Origin of the sequence: Kitasatospora sp. NPDC058444 (assembly GCF_042721415.1) — a bacterium.
Classification (GTDB): domain Bacteria; phylum Actinomycetota; class Actinomycetes; order Streptomycetales; family Streptomycetaceae; genus Kitasatospora.
Window position 1 is genome coordinate 1 of record NZ_JBHXLL010000014.1, and the last position, 14,787, is coordinate 14,787.

Consider the following 14,787-nt stretch of genomic DNA (forward strand, 5'->3'; position numbering starts at 1 on the left):
CCCACGGCCTACGCCGACTCCCGAACGCCCCCCGCAATCTGGACCGATAAACCCCCGACCCGCCCCCATCCCCCCCCCCCCCCCGCGTCCGCGACAAGTCGACCCGATCGACTTCTCGCGCACAGCCCCACAGGACCCCCACCCCTGCCCGCCACCCGAAAAGTCGGCCAGGCCGACTTCTCATGAGCCGCGCACCCACACACGCGCAGGCAGCTCGGAACCCGTTGTGGTTGGGAGTGAATCTGTAGACCGGTCTGCATATTCCCTGTGTGTTTCGCCGAGGTGGCACACACAGGAAGTCGGCCTGGCCGACTTCTCACGCGCTGCGCTCACGCATGCGCCCGGCGCTCGGGACTTTTCAGGCGGTTAATCAGTAGACCGGTCGACATATTCAGTGTGCGCTTTCACCGAGGTGGTGCGTAGGAAGTCGGCCGGGCCGACTTCCCATGCGCTGCGCGCTCACGCATGCGCCGGCGCTCGGTACGTCCCAGAGGGTCTGTAGACCGGTCGACATATTTTTGCCCGCCAGACCCTGGTGCGCACAGGAAGTCGGCCGGGCCGACTTTTCACACGGCGCAAGGCCACCGGACATGGACAAATCTGTAGACCGGTCGGCATATTTCCGCTGACCAGGCGCCCGGGCGTTTGCGTGAGAAGTCGACGGGGTCGACTTCTCACGCGTGTTGGCGGACGGGCGTGGGGTGCGAGGAGGTGCCGGGCGGGGGGCTTCGCAGGAAGGAGAAGTGGTGAAGCGGTGGGTGTGGCTGCGGGGTGGGAACGCCCGGACGGCTCGCCGCCTGCCGCCCGGTGTGCACCGGCCCGGCGGATCCGCGGCCCCGACCGCGAGCCGGTTCGCTTTGCTGCGAGGGAAGTTGACGGTCTGTGCGGCGTTCTGCGACCGCCCCGGTGGGGTCAGGTGCGCAGGAGGATGCCGGTGACGGCGGTGGCCTGGGTGAGGGCGGCGGGGCGGTGGGCGTCGGGGAGGCCGATGGCGATGGGGACGGCGAGGCCGTCGAGGAGGGCGCGGATCTGCAGCGCGCGGTCGGCGGCGGGGCCGGGGGTGAAGTGGCCGGTGGTGGTGCCCTCCTCGATGAGGGCGACCAGGTCGGCCTGCCAGGGGGCTTCGATCTCCTGCTGGCCCTGGCGGATCTCGGCGCTCGCGGGGGAGCGGCCCCACACCTCGACCCAGAGGATCCAGCGCGGGTCGCCCGCTCCCTCCGGCAGGTAGAGGCGCAGGTAGGCGTCGAGGCGCTGCCAGGGGTCGAGGGTGTGGTCGGCGAGGGCTTCGCGGCGGCGGGCGCCGAGCTGGTCCTCGCTCCAGCGCAGGGTTTCCAGCAGCAGCTGGTCCTTGCTGCCGAAGTAGTAGAGGAGGTGTCCGGCGCTCATCTGGAGCTGTTTGCCGAGCCCGGCCATGGTGAGTTTGGCGAGCCCGTGTTCGGCGATCGCGGCCCGGGCGGTGGCGAAGACCTCCTCGCGGGGGCGGGCCGGCCGGCGCGGGCGGGGGTCGGCCATGTGCGGGTCTCCTCGGCCGGACGGGACGGGACGGGACGGAACGGAGCGGTGCGCGGCGCGGCGCGGCGCGGCGGGCCGCTCGGGCGGGGGCGTGAGGGCCCCCGCCCGGGCGGGGTGTCGGTGGGACGTCGGGCGTCAGAGCGCCTTCGGCTGCTGCTGGGTGATGCAGTGGATGCCGCCGCCGTTGGCGAAGATCTCGCGGGCGTCGACGAGTTCGACGGTGCGGCCCGGGTAGGCGTCGGCGAGGATGGCGGCGGCCTCCTGGTCGCGCGGGTCGTCGAAGGCGCACAGGACGACCGCGCCGTTGGCCACGTAGTGGTTGATGTAGGAGTAGTCGACGGGCTCGCCGTCCTCGTCCAGCAGGACGGTGGGGGCGGGCAGTTCGATGACCTCCAGCGGGCGGCCCTGGGCGTCGGTGGCGGCGCGCAGGACCTCGACCAGTTCGCGGCAGACCTCGTGGTCGGGGTGCGAGGGGTCGGGCTGGACGTGGGCGACGACGACGCCCGGGCGCACGAAGGAGGCGACGATGTCGATGTGTCCGCGGGTGCCGAACTCGTCGTAGTCGCGGGTGAGTCCGCGCGGCAGCCAGATCGCCTTGGTGGTGCCGAGGAAGGCGTGCAGCTCGGCCTCGACCTCCTCCTTGGTCCAGTCGGCGTTGCGGCCCTCGCCGAGCTGGACGGTCTCGGTGACCAGCACCGTGCCCTCGCCGTCGACGTGGATGCCGCCGCCCTCGTTGATCAGCCGGGAGGCGAAGCGCTGCACCTCGGTCAGTTCGCTGATGTGCTCGGCGATGTGCTGGTCCTTGTCCCAGCGGGCCCAGGACTGCGCGCCCCAGCCGTTGAAGATCCAGTCGGCGGCGGCCAGCGAGCCCTTGCCGTCGATCAGGAAGGACGGGCCGATGTCGCGCATCCACGCGTCGTTCAGCGGGCGCTCGACGATGTCGACCCGCTCGGAGACGTACGTGCGGGCCTCCTCGGTCTCACCGGTGTTGACGATCAGCGTCACCGGCTCGTACCGGACGATGGTGTCGGCGACGGCGGCCCAGGCCTGGCGGGCGGCGTGCAGCTGCTCGGGGCCGTCGAAGGTGGGGTTGGTGGTGGGGAAGGCCATCCAGGTGCGCTCGTGCGGGTGCCATTCGGCGGGCATCCGGTAGCCGAGGGAGGCGGGCGTGGGGGTGGTCATCATCAAGTCCTAAAGGGGTCCGGGGCCTTGGAGGGGGCTCGGGGGAAGGCTCGGGCAAGGCCCAGGGGAGGGCTCGGAGGAGGGCTCAGAGGAAGTAGAGGCGGCTGAGCGAGACGCTGTCCGCGGGCTCGGAGCGCAGCGGCGAGCCGTCCAGCGAGACCAGCCCGGTCTCGGTGACCTCGACGTGGCCGACGCGGGCGTTGCGCACCATGTCGCGCGGCCCGATGCCGCGGGTGCCCCGGACGCCGACCCGGCGGCGGCGGGTGGGCAGCCCGTCGGCGGCCTGGTCGAGGTACGCGCCGTCGGCGGCGGCCTGGGCGACGAAGGCCACCGAGATGTCGGCGGCGGTCGCGCCGTGGGCGCCGAACTGCGGCCCCAGGACGAGCGGTTCGCAGCGGTCGGTGGAGGCGTTGGGGTCGCCGACCACGCCGTAGGCGGGGAAGCCGGCCTTGAGGACCAGCTGCGGCTTGGCGCCGAAGTGGTCCGGGCGCCACAGCACGATGTCGGCGAGCTTGCCGACCTCGATGGAGCCGACCTCGTGGGAAAGGCCGTGGGCAATGGCCGGGTTGATGGTGAGCTTCGCGATGTAGCGCAGCACGCGCTCGTTGTCGTCGCCGCTCTCCGTCGTCCCGTACGAGCCGGTGCCGTCGAGCGGGCCGAGTTCGGCCTTCATCTTCCCGGCCATGGCGAAGGTGCGGCGGACCGTCTCGCCGGCCCGGCCCATGCCCTGGGCGTCGGAGGAGGTGATGCCGATGACCCCGAGGTCGTGCAGGACGTCCTCGGCGCCCATGGTTCCGGCCCGGATGCGGTCGCGGGCCATCGCGGCGTCGCCGGGCAGGTCGACCTTGAGGTCGTGCGCGGAGACGATCATGCCGAAGTGCTCGCCGAGGGCGTCCCGGCCGAACGGCAGCGTCGGGTTGGTGGAGGAGCCGATGACGTTCGGCACGCCCGCCATCTTCAGCACGTTGGGGACGTGTCCGCCGCCGCAGCCCTCGATGTGGAAGGCGTGGATGGTCCGGCCTTCCAGCACCTTCAGGGTGTCCTCGACCGAGAGGCACTCGTTCAACCCGTCGGTGTGCAGGGCGACTTGGACGTCGTACTCCTCGGCGACCCGCAGTGCGGTGTCCAGGGCGCGGGTGTGCGCGCCCATGTCCTCGTGCACCTTGAAGCCGGACGCCCCGCCCTCGGCCAGCGCCTCGATCAGCGGGGCCTCGTCGGAGGACGAACCGCGGCCCAGGAAGCCGATGTTGACGGGCCAGGCGTCGAAGGCGTTGAAGGCGTGGCGCAGCGCCCAGGGCGAGTTGACGCCGACGCCCCAGACCGGGCCGAACTCCTGGCCGATGATGGTGGTGACGCCGGAGGCCAGCGAGGCCTCCATGATCCGCGGCGAGAGCAGGTGGACGTGGGTGTCGATGGCGCCGGCGGTGGCGATCATGCCCTCGCCGGAGACGATCGTGGTGCCGGTGCCGACGACCACGTCCACGCCGTCCAGGGTGTCCGGGTTGCCGGCCCGCCCGATGGAGGCGATCCGGCCGCCGATCAGGCCGATCGAGGTCTTGCGGATGCCCTGGACCGCGTCGATCACCAGCACGTTGCTGATCACGACGTCGCAGGTGTCCCGGACCGCGGCGGGCTTGAGGTGCAGGCCGTCGCGGGCGGTCTTGCCGAAGCCGGCCAGGAACTCGTCGCCGGGTGCCTGGGAGTCGGACTCCACGCGGACGATCAGTCCGCTGTCGCCGAGCCGGACCCGGTCCCCGGCGCGCGGGCCGTGTACGGAGATGTAGTCGTGCGGGGTGATCGAGGTCACGAGGGCACCTCCGAGTCGTCGAAGCCGGTCAGGTAGCCGGTCGCGCGGGCCTTGGCCAGGGCGGCCTCCTTCGCGCCGGGCGCGTCGAGGGGGCCGTCCACGAGTCCCGCGAAGCCGATCGCGACGCGCGCGCCGCCGATCGGCACCAGGCCGACCTCGACGGTGGCGCCGGGGTCGAAGCGCACGGAGGAGCCGGCCGGGACGGCGAGGTGGGTGCCGTAGGCGGCGGCCCGGTCGAAGGCCAGCCGCGGGTTGGCCTCGAAGAAGTGGAAGTGCGAGGTGACCGAGATCGGCACCGCGGAGGTGTTGTGCACGGGGAGCAGCAGCGTCTCCTCGACCGGGTCGTAGCCGGCGCCGTCGCCGATCAGCGCGCCGCCGGGGGCCTCGTCGCCGAGCGAGCCGGCGCCCTTGAACGGGTCGTTGACGACGGCGAGGCGGGTGCCGTCCTCGAAGACGGCCTCGACCTGGACGACGGTGACCACGTCCGGCACGCCGGGCAGGACGTCGTCGGCGGTCAGCACGGAGCGGCCGGCCTCGATGGCCTCGGCCAGCCGCCGGCCGTCACGGGCGGCCTCGCAGACGGTGTCCGCGATCAGGGCGGTGGCCTCGGGGATGTTGAGGCGCACGCCTCGGGCGCGGCGGGCGCGGGCCAGCTCGGCTGCTGTGAAGATCAGCAGCCGGTCCCGCTCGGTGGGGGTCAGTCGCACGGTTCCTCGCTCGCGGTCGCCGGGGAGGGGGTCGGCTCGGGGCCTCGGGGCTGTCGGTGTCGATGTTAGAACGTCGTTCAAACATCTCGGGTCATTGAACCCGCACCGGGCCGCCCTGTCCAGCGTTGCCGCTGCGCGGGGGTTCGGCTTGCTGGGCGGGGGAGGGGGGTGAGGAGCCGGCCGGGCCGACGGGCCGGGGCCGACGGGCGGGAGCGGCCCACGGCCCTGGTGCCGTGCCCGGCGCACGGCGGGAGCGGGGGAGGGGCGCGTGGTCGGACGCGCGGTCCGTACGGGCGCCGGGCGTGCGCGGGATCGGGTGACGGCTTCCTCGAAAACGGCCTCTGCGCTTCGCAAACCTGTCCGGCGCGGGCAGTTGGATCACGCGAACCACCCCGTGCCCCTTTCACCCCACGTGATCGGACGCACACTGTTGCAAACGCCGTCAACTGGGCATGAGGATGAGTGGTCAGAACGAGGGGGCCACCCGGCCGGCGGGGGATCCGGAGGCGGGGGCCCGGATTTCAGGGCGGGGGCATGTGTTGATGGACGGTCAGTCGCGATTCCCGCGGCAGCGGACGAGTTCCGGCGACGCCTACCGGTCCGGGCCGGTCCAGGGGCCGACCGGCGGCACCGGGACGACCCTGCCGGGCACGCCGGCTCCGGGTTGTGCCGTGCACCGGCGGCTGCATCTCGCGCTCGACCCGGCGGACCTGGTCGGGGTGGGCGCGGTCCGGCGGCGGTTGCGGTCGGCGCTGAGCCACTGGGGGGTGCCGGAGCTGTCCGACACCGCCGAGCTGCTCTCCTCCGAGCTGGTCACCAACGCGCTGCTGCACACCGGCAAGGGCGCGGTGTTCGAGGCCGTGCTCGGCTCGGACCACCGGCTGCGCGTCGAGGTGCAGGACGGCACCAGCAGACTGCCCGGGCGCCGCCGCGATCCGGAGGCCGAGTACGCGACCTCGGGGCGCGGCCTGCTGCTGGTGGAGGCGCTCGCGGACTCCTGGGGCGTGCAGCTGCGCGGCGACGGCAAGGTGACCTGGTTCGAGCTCGCCACGCCCTGAGCCCGGCACCGACGCCGGCACCGGCGCCGACACGGCCTGACGGCCCCGGGCCCGCCGCTGGCCCCGGGGCCGTACGATGGTTCGCCGGCGATTGATTCGCCGACGAAGGATGCCCTGAGTGGAAGGCGGAACGGAAGGTTTCCGGCCCGTTGGCATTGCCGCTCGGCCGAACATTGGCCAGGATGGTGGGAATGTGTGTCCACGTGCGGGAAGCAGCGGGGAGACCGAACCTCGACTGGCCACCGTCCGTCGCACCGTCCTATCCAGCACGACCCATCACACCGCCACGCGGCCCGTCCGGACGGTCGGCGCGGTCCGCCACGGCAGCGGCAGGAGCAGCATGCCCACTGAGCCCGAGTCGCCGGGGTCGGCACTTCCTCCCGGCGCGGCGCCCGCCGTCGAGCCGCGAACCGTCGAGCCGCGAACCGTAGAGCCGAGGACCGTGGAGTCGCGCACCGCCACCCCGAGAGCCGCCAACCCGAGAGCCGCCACGCCGCGGGCCGCCGCACCGCGAGGTGCCACGCCGCGCGTCGCCGAGCAGCCGGGCGCCCCGGAGTCGCGCACCCCCGGGCAGCTCGCCGCCGGCCCCGCCACCGCCGGGACCGGCCGGGCCCGGCCGCCGGCGCAGCCCTCGCGCCGCGGCTCCGGGGTGCGCCCGTCCCCGAGTCTCGCCGCCGCCCGGCTGGCGCCCGTGCTGTCGGGCGGACTGCCGCCGTCCTCCGCGGACACCATGCCGGACTGGCTGGAGCCCGCGATGGCGGCCAACGGCATCGGCTCCTTCGACTGGGACATCCGCCGCGACGTCCTGGAGGGCGACCAGCGGGCCTGTGCGATCGTCGGACTGGACGTCCTGGAGCCGGGCCGGTTCGACCGCACCGCCGCCTCCTTCCTGGCTCTGCTGCACCCCGAGGACGCGCCCGTGGTGCGCCGCCGGGTCGAGCGCGCGGTGGCCGAGCTGGGCCAGTGCGGCGCCTACTACCGCACGGTCGGGGCGAACGGCGGCATGCGCGCGGTGCGCTTCCGCGGCCGGGTGCTCGCCGACGCCTTCGGCCGGGCCTCCCGGATGGTCGGATTCGTCTGGGACGCCACCGTCGAGCTGCACAAGCGGGACCACGCCGACCGGATGGCCCTGCTGCGCGAGGAGCGCTCCCGGTTCATCAAGGAGGCGGCGCGCGCTCTCTCCGAAGCCGTCACCGTGCGTGACGTGGCCCGGGTGTTCACCGAGCTGCCGCTGCCCGGACTGCCGCCGGACGGCCTGGTGCTGGCCTCCTTCGAGGCCGGACGGGCGCAGATCCTCGGCGCCTCCGGCTACCGCGCCGACACGCTGGCGGTCTGGGACCGCACCGTGCTGCCGCCCGGCCACCCGGCCGCCGAGGCGCTGCGCCACCGCACGCCGGTCTTCGTCTCGACCCGCGAGGAGTTCCGCGACGGCTACCCCGAGGTGTGGGAGCCGACCAGCCGCACCGGCCGGGGCTCCTGGGCGTACCTGCCGCTGGTGGCCAGCGGCCGGGCGATCGGCGTCTGCGTGGTCAGCTTCGACGACGAGCGCGAGCTGGACGCGGACGAGCGCACCCTGCTGACCACCCTGGGCGGACTGGTCGCCCAGTCGCTGGCCCGGGCCCGGCTGCACGACGCCGAGCACGAGCTGGCGGCCGGCCTCCAGCGGGTGATGCTGCCGCGCACCGTCCCGTCCGTCCCCGGTGTGACCACCGCCGTGCGCTACCTCGCGGCCGGCTCCGGCCTCCAGATCGGCGGCGACTGGTACGACGTGGTGCCGCTGCCCGGCGGGCACGTCGGCCTGGTGATCGGCGACGTCCAGGGCCACGACGTGCACGCCGCCGGGATCATGGGCCAGCTGCGGATCGCGCTGCGCGCCTACGCGGCCGAGGGCCACCCGCCCGCGGCCGTGATGGCCCGCGCCTCCCGCTTCCTCGCCGACCTGGACACCGACCACTTCGCGACCTGCGCCTACGCCGAGGTCAACGTGGACTACGGCGTGGTCTACGCCGTCCGGGCCGGGCACCTCGACCCGGTGGTGCGCCGCGCGGACGGCACCGCCGCCGTGGTGCCGGTGGCCGGCGGGCTGCCGCTGGGCATCGACCCGGACCAGGAGTACCGGGTCACCCGGTTCAGCCTGGACCCGGGCGAGACCGTGCTGCTCTGTACCGACGGCCTGGTCGAGGCGCGCGGCATGGACCTGGACGAGGGCGTCTCCCGGCTCACCCGGGTGCTCGCCCGCCCGCTGCCGGACGCCGTGGAGGCCGCCCGCGACCCGCTGGAGGAGCTGGCCGACCGGATCGCCTCCCAGGCCGCCGACTCCAGCGAGCGCGAGGACGACATAGCACTGCTGCTCCTGCGCTGGGACGGCCCGGCGGGCGGCCTGACCGCCCAGCAGCTGCGCCGCCGGATCGGCCAGGCCGACCTGGCGCGGGTGGCCGAGGTGCGGGCCGAGCTGCGTGACGCGCTGCGCCGCTGGGGCGTGGCCGAGTTCATCGACACCGCCGAGCTGCTCTCCTCCGAGCTGGTCACCAACGCCATCCGGCACACCGACCGGGACGCCATGTTCACCGCCCGGCTCTACCGGGAGCCGGAGGCGGACGGCGGCCGGGCCCGGCTGCGGGTCGAGGTGGAGGACGAGTCGGACCTCTGGCCGACCCGCCGCACGCCGGGGGAGCAGGCCTCCTCCGGGCGCGGGCTGATGCTGGTCGAGGCGCTCGCGGACTCCTGGGGCGTGGAGCCGCGGGGATCGGGCAAGCGGATGTGGTTCGAGCTCAGCGGGACGGCGGTGGCAGCGGCCTGACTCCCCGTCCCCGGGCCGGGGACGGGGAGTCAGGCCGGGAACGGGAACGGGAACCGGACGTCGGACCCGAGGGGATCAGCCGAACTGCTGCTCCAGGTCCTTCAGGTTGCGCTCCAGCAGGTCCAGGCGGGACGTCGTGACGGTGTCCTCCTCCAGGGTGAGGTCGACGGCGCGCCGCTCCGGCCGGGCCGGCAGGCCCGGCTGAGCGGCCGTGCCCCCGGCCGGCTCCACCTCGCGCGGCGCGCCGGGGCGCTCGGGCCCGACCCGCTCCGTCCCACCGCGCTCGGCCGGGACCCGTTCCGCCGAGGCCCGTTCCGCCAAGGCCCGTCCCACGCCTGGACGTTCCACACCGGATCGTTCCAGGCCTGGACGTCCCGCACCGGATCGCTCCACCCCGGCCGGTTCCGCTCCGGCGGTCAGAGCGGCCTCCGGGCCGGCCGCCGGTTGCCGCGCCGTCCCACTGCCACTGCCGCCGCCGCGCCGCCAGGCGCTGTGGGAGCGGTTGATCGCCCGGATCTCGGCCCGCGCCCGGCGCCCGGCCAGCTTGCGGCGCTGCTTCTCGACGGCGCGCTCCCGCTTGTCCTCGCGCACCTCGTCGACCGCCTCGTCCAGGCTGCGGACGTTCTCCAGCAGCATCAGCGACCAGGCCGCGTAGGTCTCGCGCGGGGCGCGCAGCCAGCGGACCATGCGGATCTGCGGCAGCGGGCGCGGCACCAGGCCCTGTTCGCGCAGCGCGGCCCGGCGGGTCTGCTTGAGCGCCCGGTCGAAGAGGATCGCGGCCGAGAGGGACATGCCGGAGAAGAACTGCGGGGCGCCGGCGTGGGTGAGGCCGCGCGGGGCGTGCACCCAGTTGAACCAGGCCGAGGCGCCGGCGAAGAGCCAGACCAGCAGCCGGGAGCCGAGCGCGGCGTCGCCGTGGCTGGCCTCGCGGACGGCGAGCACCGAGCAGAACATCGCGGCGCCGTCCAGGCCGAACGGGACGAGGTACTCCCAGCCGCCGGACAGGCCCAGGTTCTGCACGCCGAAGCCGACCAGGCCGTGGAAGGAGAGGGCGGCCGCGACGCCCGCGCAGCAGAACAACAGGGTGTAGGAGGCGGCGCCGTACAGGGATTCCTTGCGGCGGCGCCGGTCCTCGGCGCGCTCCCAGGAATCCGTGCCGGCGGTGGCGGAGGCGGCCCCCCGGCTGCGGATCCGGGCCATCAGGAGGACGCTGACCAGCAGCGCCACGACCACGGTGATCGCCCATCCGAGCGGTATGTCGGACAATTTCATCGCCGGAGCCGGCCTCGCTTTCCTGCGTCGCTTTCCTGCGCCGTGATGGCGGGGACCATCATGGCGGAAGCCCGGCGGGGGAATGGCGGATTCGCCGTCAATGCGTTGAGGAGAGGGATTTTCGACCCGGTGACCATCGCATGGTCAGAGGAATCCGACGTGGGTTGTTCCAGGAATAGCGGTCTTTTCGAACCCGATATCGGACAGGTTTTCGTCAACGTCGCATGACGCGCGGGCAGCCGCCGCACATGTCCTTCGGATCGGCGGTGTAGACGAGGCAACAGCTGGCCCGGGACCGGTCCGGGGGCGGCGCGCCGTCCGCCCCGGGCGCCGGGGTCGCGAAACCGGCGCCCGGGGCGAAGGGGGCCGGGGCCGGAGCGGGACGGTCGCCCGCGCCGGGTGTGCGCGCGGGGTCGAGGGCGCCGCCGCGCCCGGCGGGGTCGGGGGCCTCGCCGGGCGCCAGCAGCGCGGACAGTTCGGCGCGCGCCCGCTCCTGCTCCCCGAGCAGCCCGCCCGCGTAGCAGAGCCCCTCCACCACCGCGTCGGTGGCCATCGCCCAGAGCACCCGGGGCCCGCGCCTGGCCTCCGGGCCGAAGGCGGTGAGCACCGGGGTCAGGAAGGCGCCGAGGGCGGACCGCAGGGCGGCGGCCAGCGCCGGCTCGTCCGGGACCGTCCGGGCCCGCCCCGAGCCGGCCGCCGGATCGTCCGGCAGGCAGGCGAACTCCGCCGGACGGACGGTCAGTTCGACCGTGTCGGGGTGCCGGCGCAGCGCGACGTCCCCGAGGGCGAGCAGCGGGACGCGCCGTTCCAGGAACCACGGCAGCGTGAACAGCAGCGAGACCGGCCAGACGAAGCGGTGCAGTCCGAAGCCGGCCGCGACGTCCGGGCGCAGCGGCCGCCCGTAGCGGGCGAGGCCCTGTCGGGCGTCGTGGGCGATCAGCTCGCGCACCGCCTCGGGGCGGGCGGCGAGGTCGGCGGCGGGCAGCCAGCCGTCGCGGCGCCGGGGCGGGGCGCACCGCACCGTCAGCATGGGGGTGAGTCCGGACAGCCGGTGGTACGAGGGGGCGCCCGGGGTGAGGGGAGCGGGCGCGGGGACGGGAGTGCGCGCCCCGGTGGTGCGGGGGGCGCGCGGCCTGGGGCCGGGCCGGGTGCTGCTCGCGGTCATGGGCGGCCCCATCGGGTCGACCGGGGCGGCCATGGTCCGCCCGGCGGTGCCCGGCGGTGGTGGCGCGCCGGACGGGGCCGGACCGGGGCATGGCGGTGCCCGGGGAACGGCAAGGCGACCTGGCCGGGGTACTGCTCCCCCCGGCCAGGTTAGCCTCACCTTAGCTGATTGTTCCGCCAGCCTCGCTCGCGATGCGCCCGTCCGTGGGAGGCCCCGGCGCGCGGGCCGCGCCCAACTGGCGCGCGAGCCAGACCGGCACCCCGCCCAGACCGGCCACCAGCCGGGCCGCCTCCGACCGCAGCCGCGCGGCCTCGGGCGGCTCGGAGACCTCGGCGAGCGCCGCGAGCGCCGGCGCCACCCCCACCGTGAAGCCGAGTTGCTCGCGCAGCCGCAGGGAGGCCTCGAAACCCTCCCGGGCGTTCCCGCGGTCCCCCCGCGAGAGCGCCAGCGCGGCCAGGTGCCGCCAGGTGTACGAGCGCAGCAGCTCGTCCCCGCGCTCGCCGGCGCCCTCGTGCGCCCGGCGGTAGGCGATCCACGCGGCGCTGCGGTCGCGCAGCAGGTTCTCGGCGACCAGCCCGCGCCGGAAGTCCAGCAGCGGGCGGCCCGGGGCGTCCGGCGGCAGCAGCGCCGAGGTGCGGCCGAGCGCGGCCTGCGCCTCGTCCAGCCGGTCCCGCGGGCCGAGCACGCTGGCCACGTACGCGAGGAAGCCGCGGGCGCAGGCGGCCGCCGCGCGCTGCTCGGTGCCGGCGGCCAGCGCCTCCGCCAGGCGCAGCGCCTGCTCCGCCTGGGTCCAGTGCGCCGCGGTGAACAGGCATTGTTCGATGAGGAGTTCGGCCCGCCCCAGGGCCGCGTCCGGGTCGTGCTCGGCGGTCGGCCGCAGCTGTTCGGCGGCCTCCTGCCAGCACCCCCGGGACCTCAGCCGCCACACGGTGTCACCCGGCTCCTCCGCTGCCCGCCCCCGCCCCTTGGGGCCGCTCGGGTCCCATCCGTGCTCCGACAACGCCACCTCCTTGTGTGCGCCATCCGGCAAGGGCGCGGACCTGCCCCTGAGGCCCTGTCGCCACGACCCGCACGCAGGACGACGACAGGGCGAAAGGCCCGCGCTGTGGCCGCAATTCAACACGGGGGTGAGCTTGTGCACCAGATCACGAGCGAAGGTTGTTGCTTTTGGAGGAAAAATGATCTAGGGGTGCGCAAGGGAGGAGACCGGGCGGCGGCGGGGCGTGGTGACGGGCGGCGGCCGGGCGGGTGGTCCGGCGGGCCGCCCGGTGGGTCAGGAGGTCCAGCCGGTCTCCATCAGGGCCTCGGCGGCGCCGTTCGCGGGCTGCGGCACACCCGCCAGGTCCAGGCTGAACAGGGCGACCAGCAGCTGTTCGCCGCGCACCGTGGCCTGGTGCGAATAACCCGCGAGGGTGAACATCGCCGCGGCCATCTCCTCGGCGTGCAGGGTCTGCAGCCAGAGGCACTCGACCGACTTCACGTCGGCGGGCTCGGTCCAGGTGTCCACCTGGGCCACCATCCGGCTGCCCAGCAGGGTGACCCCGTCGCGCTCCTGGGCCTCCGTCAGCTCCAGGTCGTCGAAGCCCAGCCACTCCAGGTAGCGGGCGGCGGTGAACACCGCGTCCTGCGAGGTGCGCACCGGATGCGGGCGGAACGGCGCGCGGTGGCGGAAGGGGCGGGAGCGCCCGGCCGAGGGCGGCGCCGGCGGGGCCGGTGCGGGCGCGTTCGCCGGGTGGGCCGGGTACGGGCGGGCGGCCTGCGGGCCCGGGGCGGCCAGCGGGGCGGCGGTGCCGCCGCCGAGCCGGGTGGTGCGGTCCACCGGCAGCCGGACGGTCGCACCGCAGTTGCAGGTGAACTCGGGCTGCGGCCACTGGTCGGAGCGGCCGCAGTGCGGACAGCGCATGCTCAGCCAGGAGTCCTCCCAGGACCGGAAGCGCACCTGCACCGGCACCCCGCCGCGCAGCAGCGGCACCTTGAGCGAGGCCCCGCACGGGCAGGGGAGGGAAGGCGGCTCGTAGAGGTGCTCGCGGCGGCAGGCGGGGCAGCGGATCGCCCGGGCGCCACCGCCCGGCCCCGGCCGCGTGGGGTCGTGTCCGGTGAAGTCGTCGGGCAGTCCGGCCATCGCGGTCTCCGTCCGTCGGGGGCGGGTGGGTGGGACGTTTCCCATGCTCCCCGAAATGTCCGGCGCCGGGCGCGGAATGAGGCAATCCTCAGGGACGGATCAGGGAATCATGCCCGCTCGGGTAGGGGCGGAATCCTCCGCGAGGGGGATGTTCGGCGGGCCGGACCCGGATGTTCACCCGGCGGACCAGCGGGCCAGGTCGGCGGGGGTGTCGAGGTCGTCCGGGGCGGCGACGTCGGCGCACTCGACCAGGACGAGCTCCGCCGCGCGCGCCGCCAGCAGGGCGCGGGCTCCGGCGTCGCCGCGCGCGCCCGCCGCCGCCTCGGCGAAGTGCCGGGCACCGATCAGCACCGGGTGCCCGCGCCGCCCGCCGTACGCCGCCGCGGCCAGTTCGGCGCCCGCCCGGTGGGCCGCCAGCAGCCGGGCCACCGCGGCCGGGGTGACGCCCGGGGTGTCCACCAGCATCACCAGCACCGCCGCGGCGTCCGGCGGCAGCGCGGCCAGGCCGGCCCGCAGCGAGGTGCCCATGCCCTGCGCCCAGTCCGGATTGCCGACCAGCCGGCAGCCCGGCAGGTGCGCGGTGGCCCGCACCCGCTCCTCCTCCGCGCCCAGCACCACCGTGACGTCCGCACAGCCACCGGCCCGGACCACCGCCACCGCGTGCTCCACCAGCGGCCGGCCCCCGTACCGGAGCAGCGCCTTGGGGCGCCCGCCGAGGCGCCGCCCGCCCCCGGCGGCGAGGACCAGGGCGGCGACCGGGCCCGGTCCGACGGGTGTCGGTGTGGTCTGCATGGGGCCAGCCTGCCCGGTCGGGGCCGGGGCGCGCATTGTGGGAAGCCACAACGGCGGCCCGAGCGTGGCGGCCGCGGCCCGGCGGTTCGGCCGCTGGCCGCCCCGGCCCCCCGTACCTGCTGCGCGGCGGGGCGGACGATGCGGCGATCGAGGCGGCCTGGCGGGCGGCGGTGGCGGGCAAGGGGCCCGGACACGCCATCGGCAGCGCCCGGTTCGTCCGGCCCGACCGTCCGATGTCCGCCATCGGCGGCTGAACGCTCCGCCCGGGGAGGGCGGTCCGAGCGGGTGTGAGCTTCGACATGCTCCCGCGCCATCGCGTGGCGTCGCCTTGACCTGCCCTGGGGCGGCTGGTCTGCTGGTTCGCCGTCAA

Annotated in this window: 11 protein-coding genes and 1 pseudogene; 3 read left to right on the forward strand and 9 right to left on the reverse strand. The window is 75.0% G+C overall.

Translation table 11 applies throughout. The features are described from left to right. Positions 1–912: 912 nt before the first annotated feature. From ACFWP2_RS16740 to ACFWP2_RS16755, 4 genes are all read right to left on the reverse strand, one after another. Complete coding sequence (locus ACFWP2_RS16740; RefSeq protein WP_380451727.1) at positions 913–1,512, reverse strand: TetR/AcrR family transcriptional regulator; 600 nt, start codon at positions 1,510–1,512, stop codon at positions 913–915. Positions 1,513–1,647: 135 nt separating this feature from the next. Beyond that, positions 1,648–2,697, reverse strand: a complete 1,050-nt coding sequence (locus ACFWP2_RS16745) for an agmatine/peptidylarginine deiminase (RefSeq protein WP_380451729.1) — start codon at positions 2,695–2,697, stop codon at positions 1,648–1,650. Positions 2,698–2,779: 82 nt separating this feature from the next. Continuing rightward, on the reverse strand, positions 2,780–4,501 hold the full coding sequence (locus ACFWP2_RS16750; protein ID WP_380451731.1) for an urease subunit alpha: 1,722 nt from the start codon (positions 4,499–4,501) through the stop codon (positions 2,780–2,782). Next, positions 4,498–5,208 (reverse strand): urease subunit gamma, encoded by a 711-nt coding sequence (locus ACFWP2_RS16755; RefSeq protein ID WP_380451733.1) that lies wholly within the window; start codon positions 5,206–5,208, stop codon positions 4,498–4,500. The genes ACFWP2_RS16750 and ACFWP2_RS16755 overlap by 4 nt, the downstream gene beginning before the upstream one ends. Positions 5,209–5,879: 671 nt before the next feature. On the opposite strand from ACFWP2_RS16755, the gene ACFWP2_RS16760 reads away from it, so the two are divergent. Next, complete coding sequence (locus ACFWP2_RS16760; protein ID WP_380451735.1) at positions 5,880–6,266, forward strand: ATP-binding protein; 387 nt, start codon at positions 5,880–5,882, stop codon at positions 6,264–6,266. A gap of 442 nt (positions 6,267–6,708) precedes the next feature. Further along, positions 6,709–9,066 (forward strand): SpoIIE family protein phosphatase, encoded by a 2,358-nt coding sequence (locus ACFWP2_RS16765; protein ID WP_380451737.1) that lies wholly within the window; start codon positions 6,709–6,711, stop codon positions 9,064–9,066. A gap of 75 nt (positions 9,067–9,141) precedes the next feature. Here ACFWP2_RS16765 and ACFWP2_RS16770 read toward each other — a convergent pair whose 3' ends face one another. From ACFWP2_RS16770 to ACFWP2_RS16790, 5 genes are all read right to left on the reverse strand, one after another. Further along, complete coding sequence (locus ACFWP2_RS16770) at positions 9,142–10,338, reverse strand: DUF2637 domain-containing protein (protein ID WP_380451739.1); 1,197 nt, start codon at positions 10,336–10,338, stop codon at positions 9,142–9,144. 214 nt (positions 10,339–10,552) lie between these two features. Further along, a complete protein-coding gene (locus ACFWP2_RS16775; protein WP_380451741.1) occupies positions 10,553–11,503 on the reverse strand; it encodes a (2Fe-2S)-binding protein in 951 nt (316 codons plus the stop codon). A gap of 160 nt (positions 11,504–11,663) precedes the next feature. Then, positions 11,664–12,503 (reverse strand): hypothetical protein, encoded by an 840-nt coding sequence (locus ACFWP2_RS16780; RefSeq protein ID WP_380451743.1) that lies wholly within the window; start codon positions 12,501–12,503, stop codon positions 11,664–11,666. Positions 12,504–12,776: 273 nt separating this feature from the next. Next, on the reverse strand, positions 12,777–13,625 hold the full coding sequence (locus ACFWP2_RS16785; RefSeq protein WP_380451745.1) for a hypothetical protein: 849 nt from the start codon (positions 13,623–13,625) through the stop codon (positions 12,777–12,779). A 174-nt stretch (positions 13,626–13,799) separates the two neighbouring features. Continuing rightward, a complete protein-coding gene (locus tag ACFWP2_RS16790) occupies positions 13,800–14,417 on the reverse strand; it encodes an NTP transferase domain-containing protein (RefSeq protein ID WP_380451747.1) in 618 nt (205 codons plus the stop codon). Between the two features lie 116 nt (positions 14,418–14,533). On the opposite strand from ACFWP2_RS16790, the pseudogene ACFWP2_RS16795 reads away from it, so the two are divergent. Then, positions 14,534–14,671, forward strand: a pseudogene (locus tag ACFWP2_RS16795) (GTP 3',8-cyclase MoaA); the annotation flags it as partial. Between the last annotated feature and the right edge of the window lie 116 nt (positions 14,672–14,787).

Coding starts and splice junctions, on each gene's coding strand:
- ACFWP2_RS16740 (WP_380451727.1), bottom strand. CDS start 1,512: ATGGCCGACCCCCGCCCGCGCCGGCCGGCCCGCCCCCGCGAGGAGGTC.
- ACFWP2_RS16745 (WP_380451729.1), bottom strand. CDS start 2,697: ATGATGACCACCCCCACGCCCGCCTCCCTCGGCTACCGGATGCCCGCC.
- ACFWP2_RS16770 (WP_380451739.1), bottom strand. CDS start 10,338: ATGAAATTGTCCGACATACCGCTCGGATGGGCGATCACCGTGGTCGTG.
- ACFWP2_RS16775 (WP_380451741.1), bottom strand. CDS start 11,503: ATGACCGCGAGCAGCACCCGGCCCGGCCCCAGGCCGCGCGCCCCCCGC.
- ACFWP2_RS16785 (WP_380451745.1), bottom strand. CDS start 13,625: ATGGCCGGACTGCCCGACGACTTCACCGGACACGACCCCACGCGGCCG.
- ACFWP2_RS16790 (WP_380451747.1), bottom strand. CDS start 14,417: ATGCAGACCACACCGACACCCGTCGGACCGGGCCCGGTCGCCGCCCTG.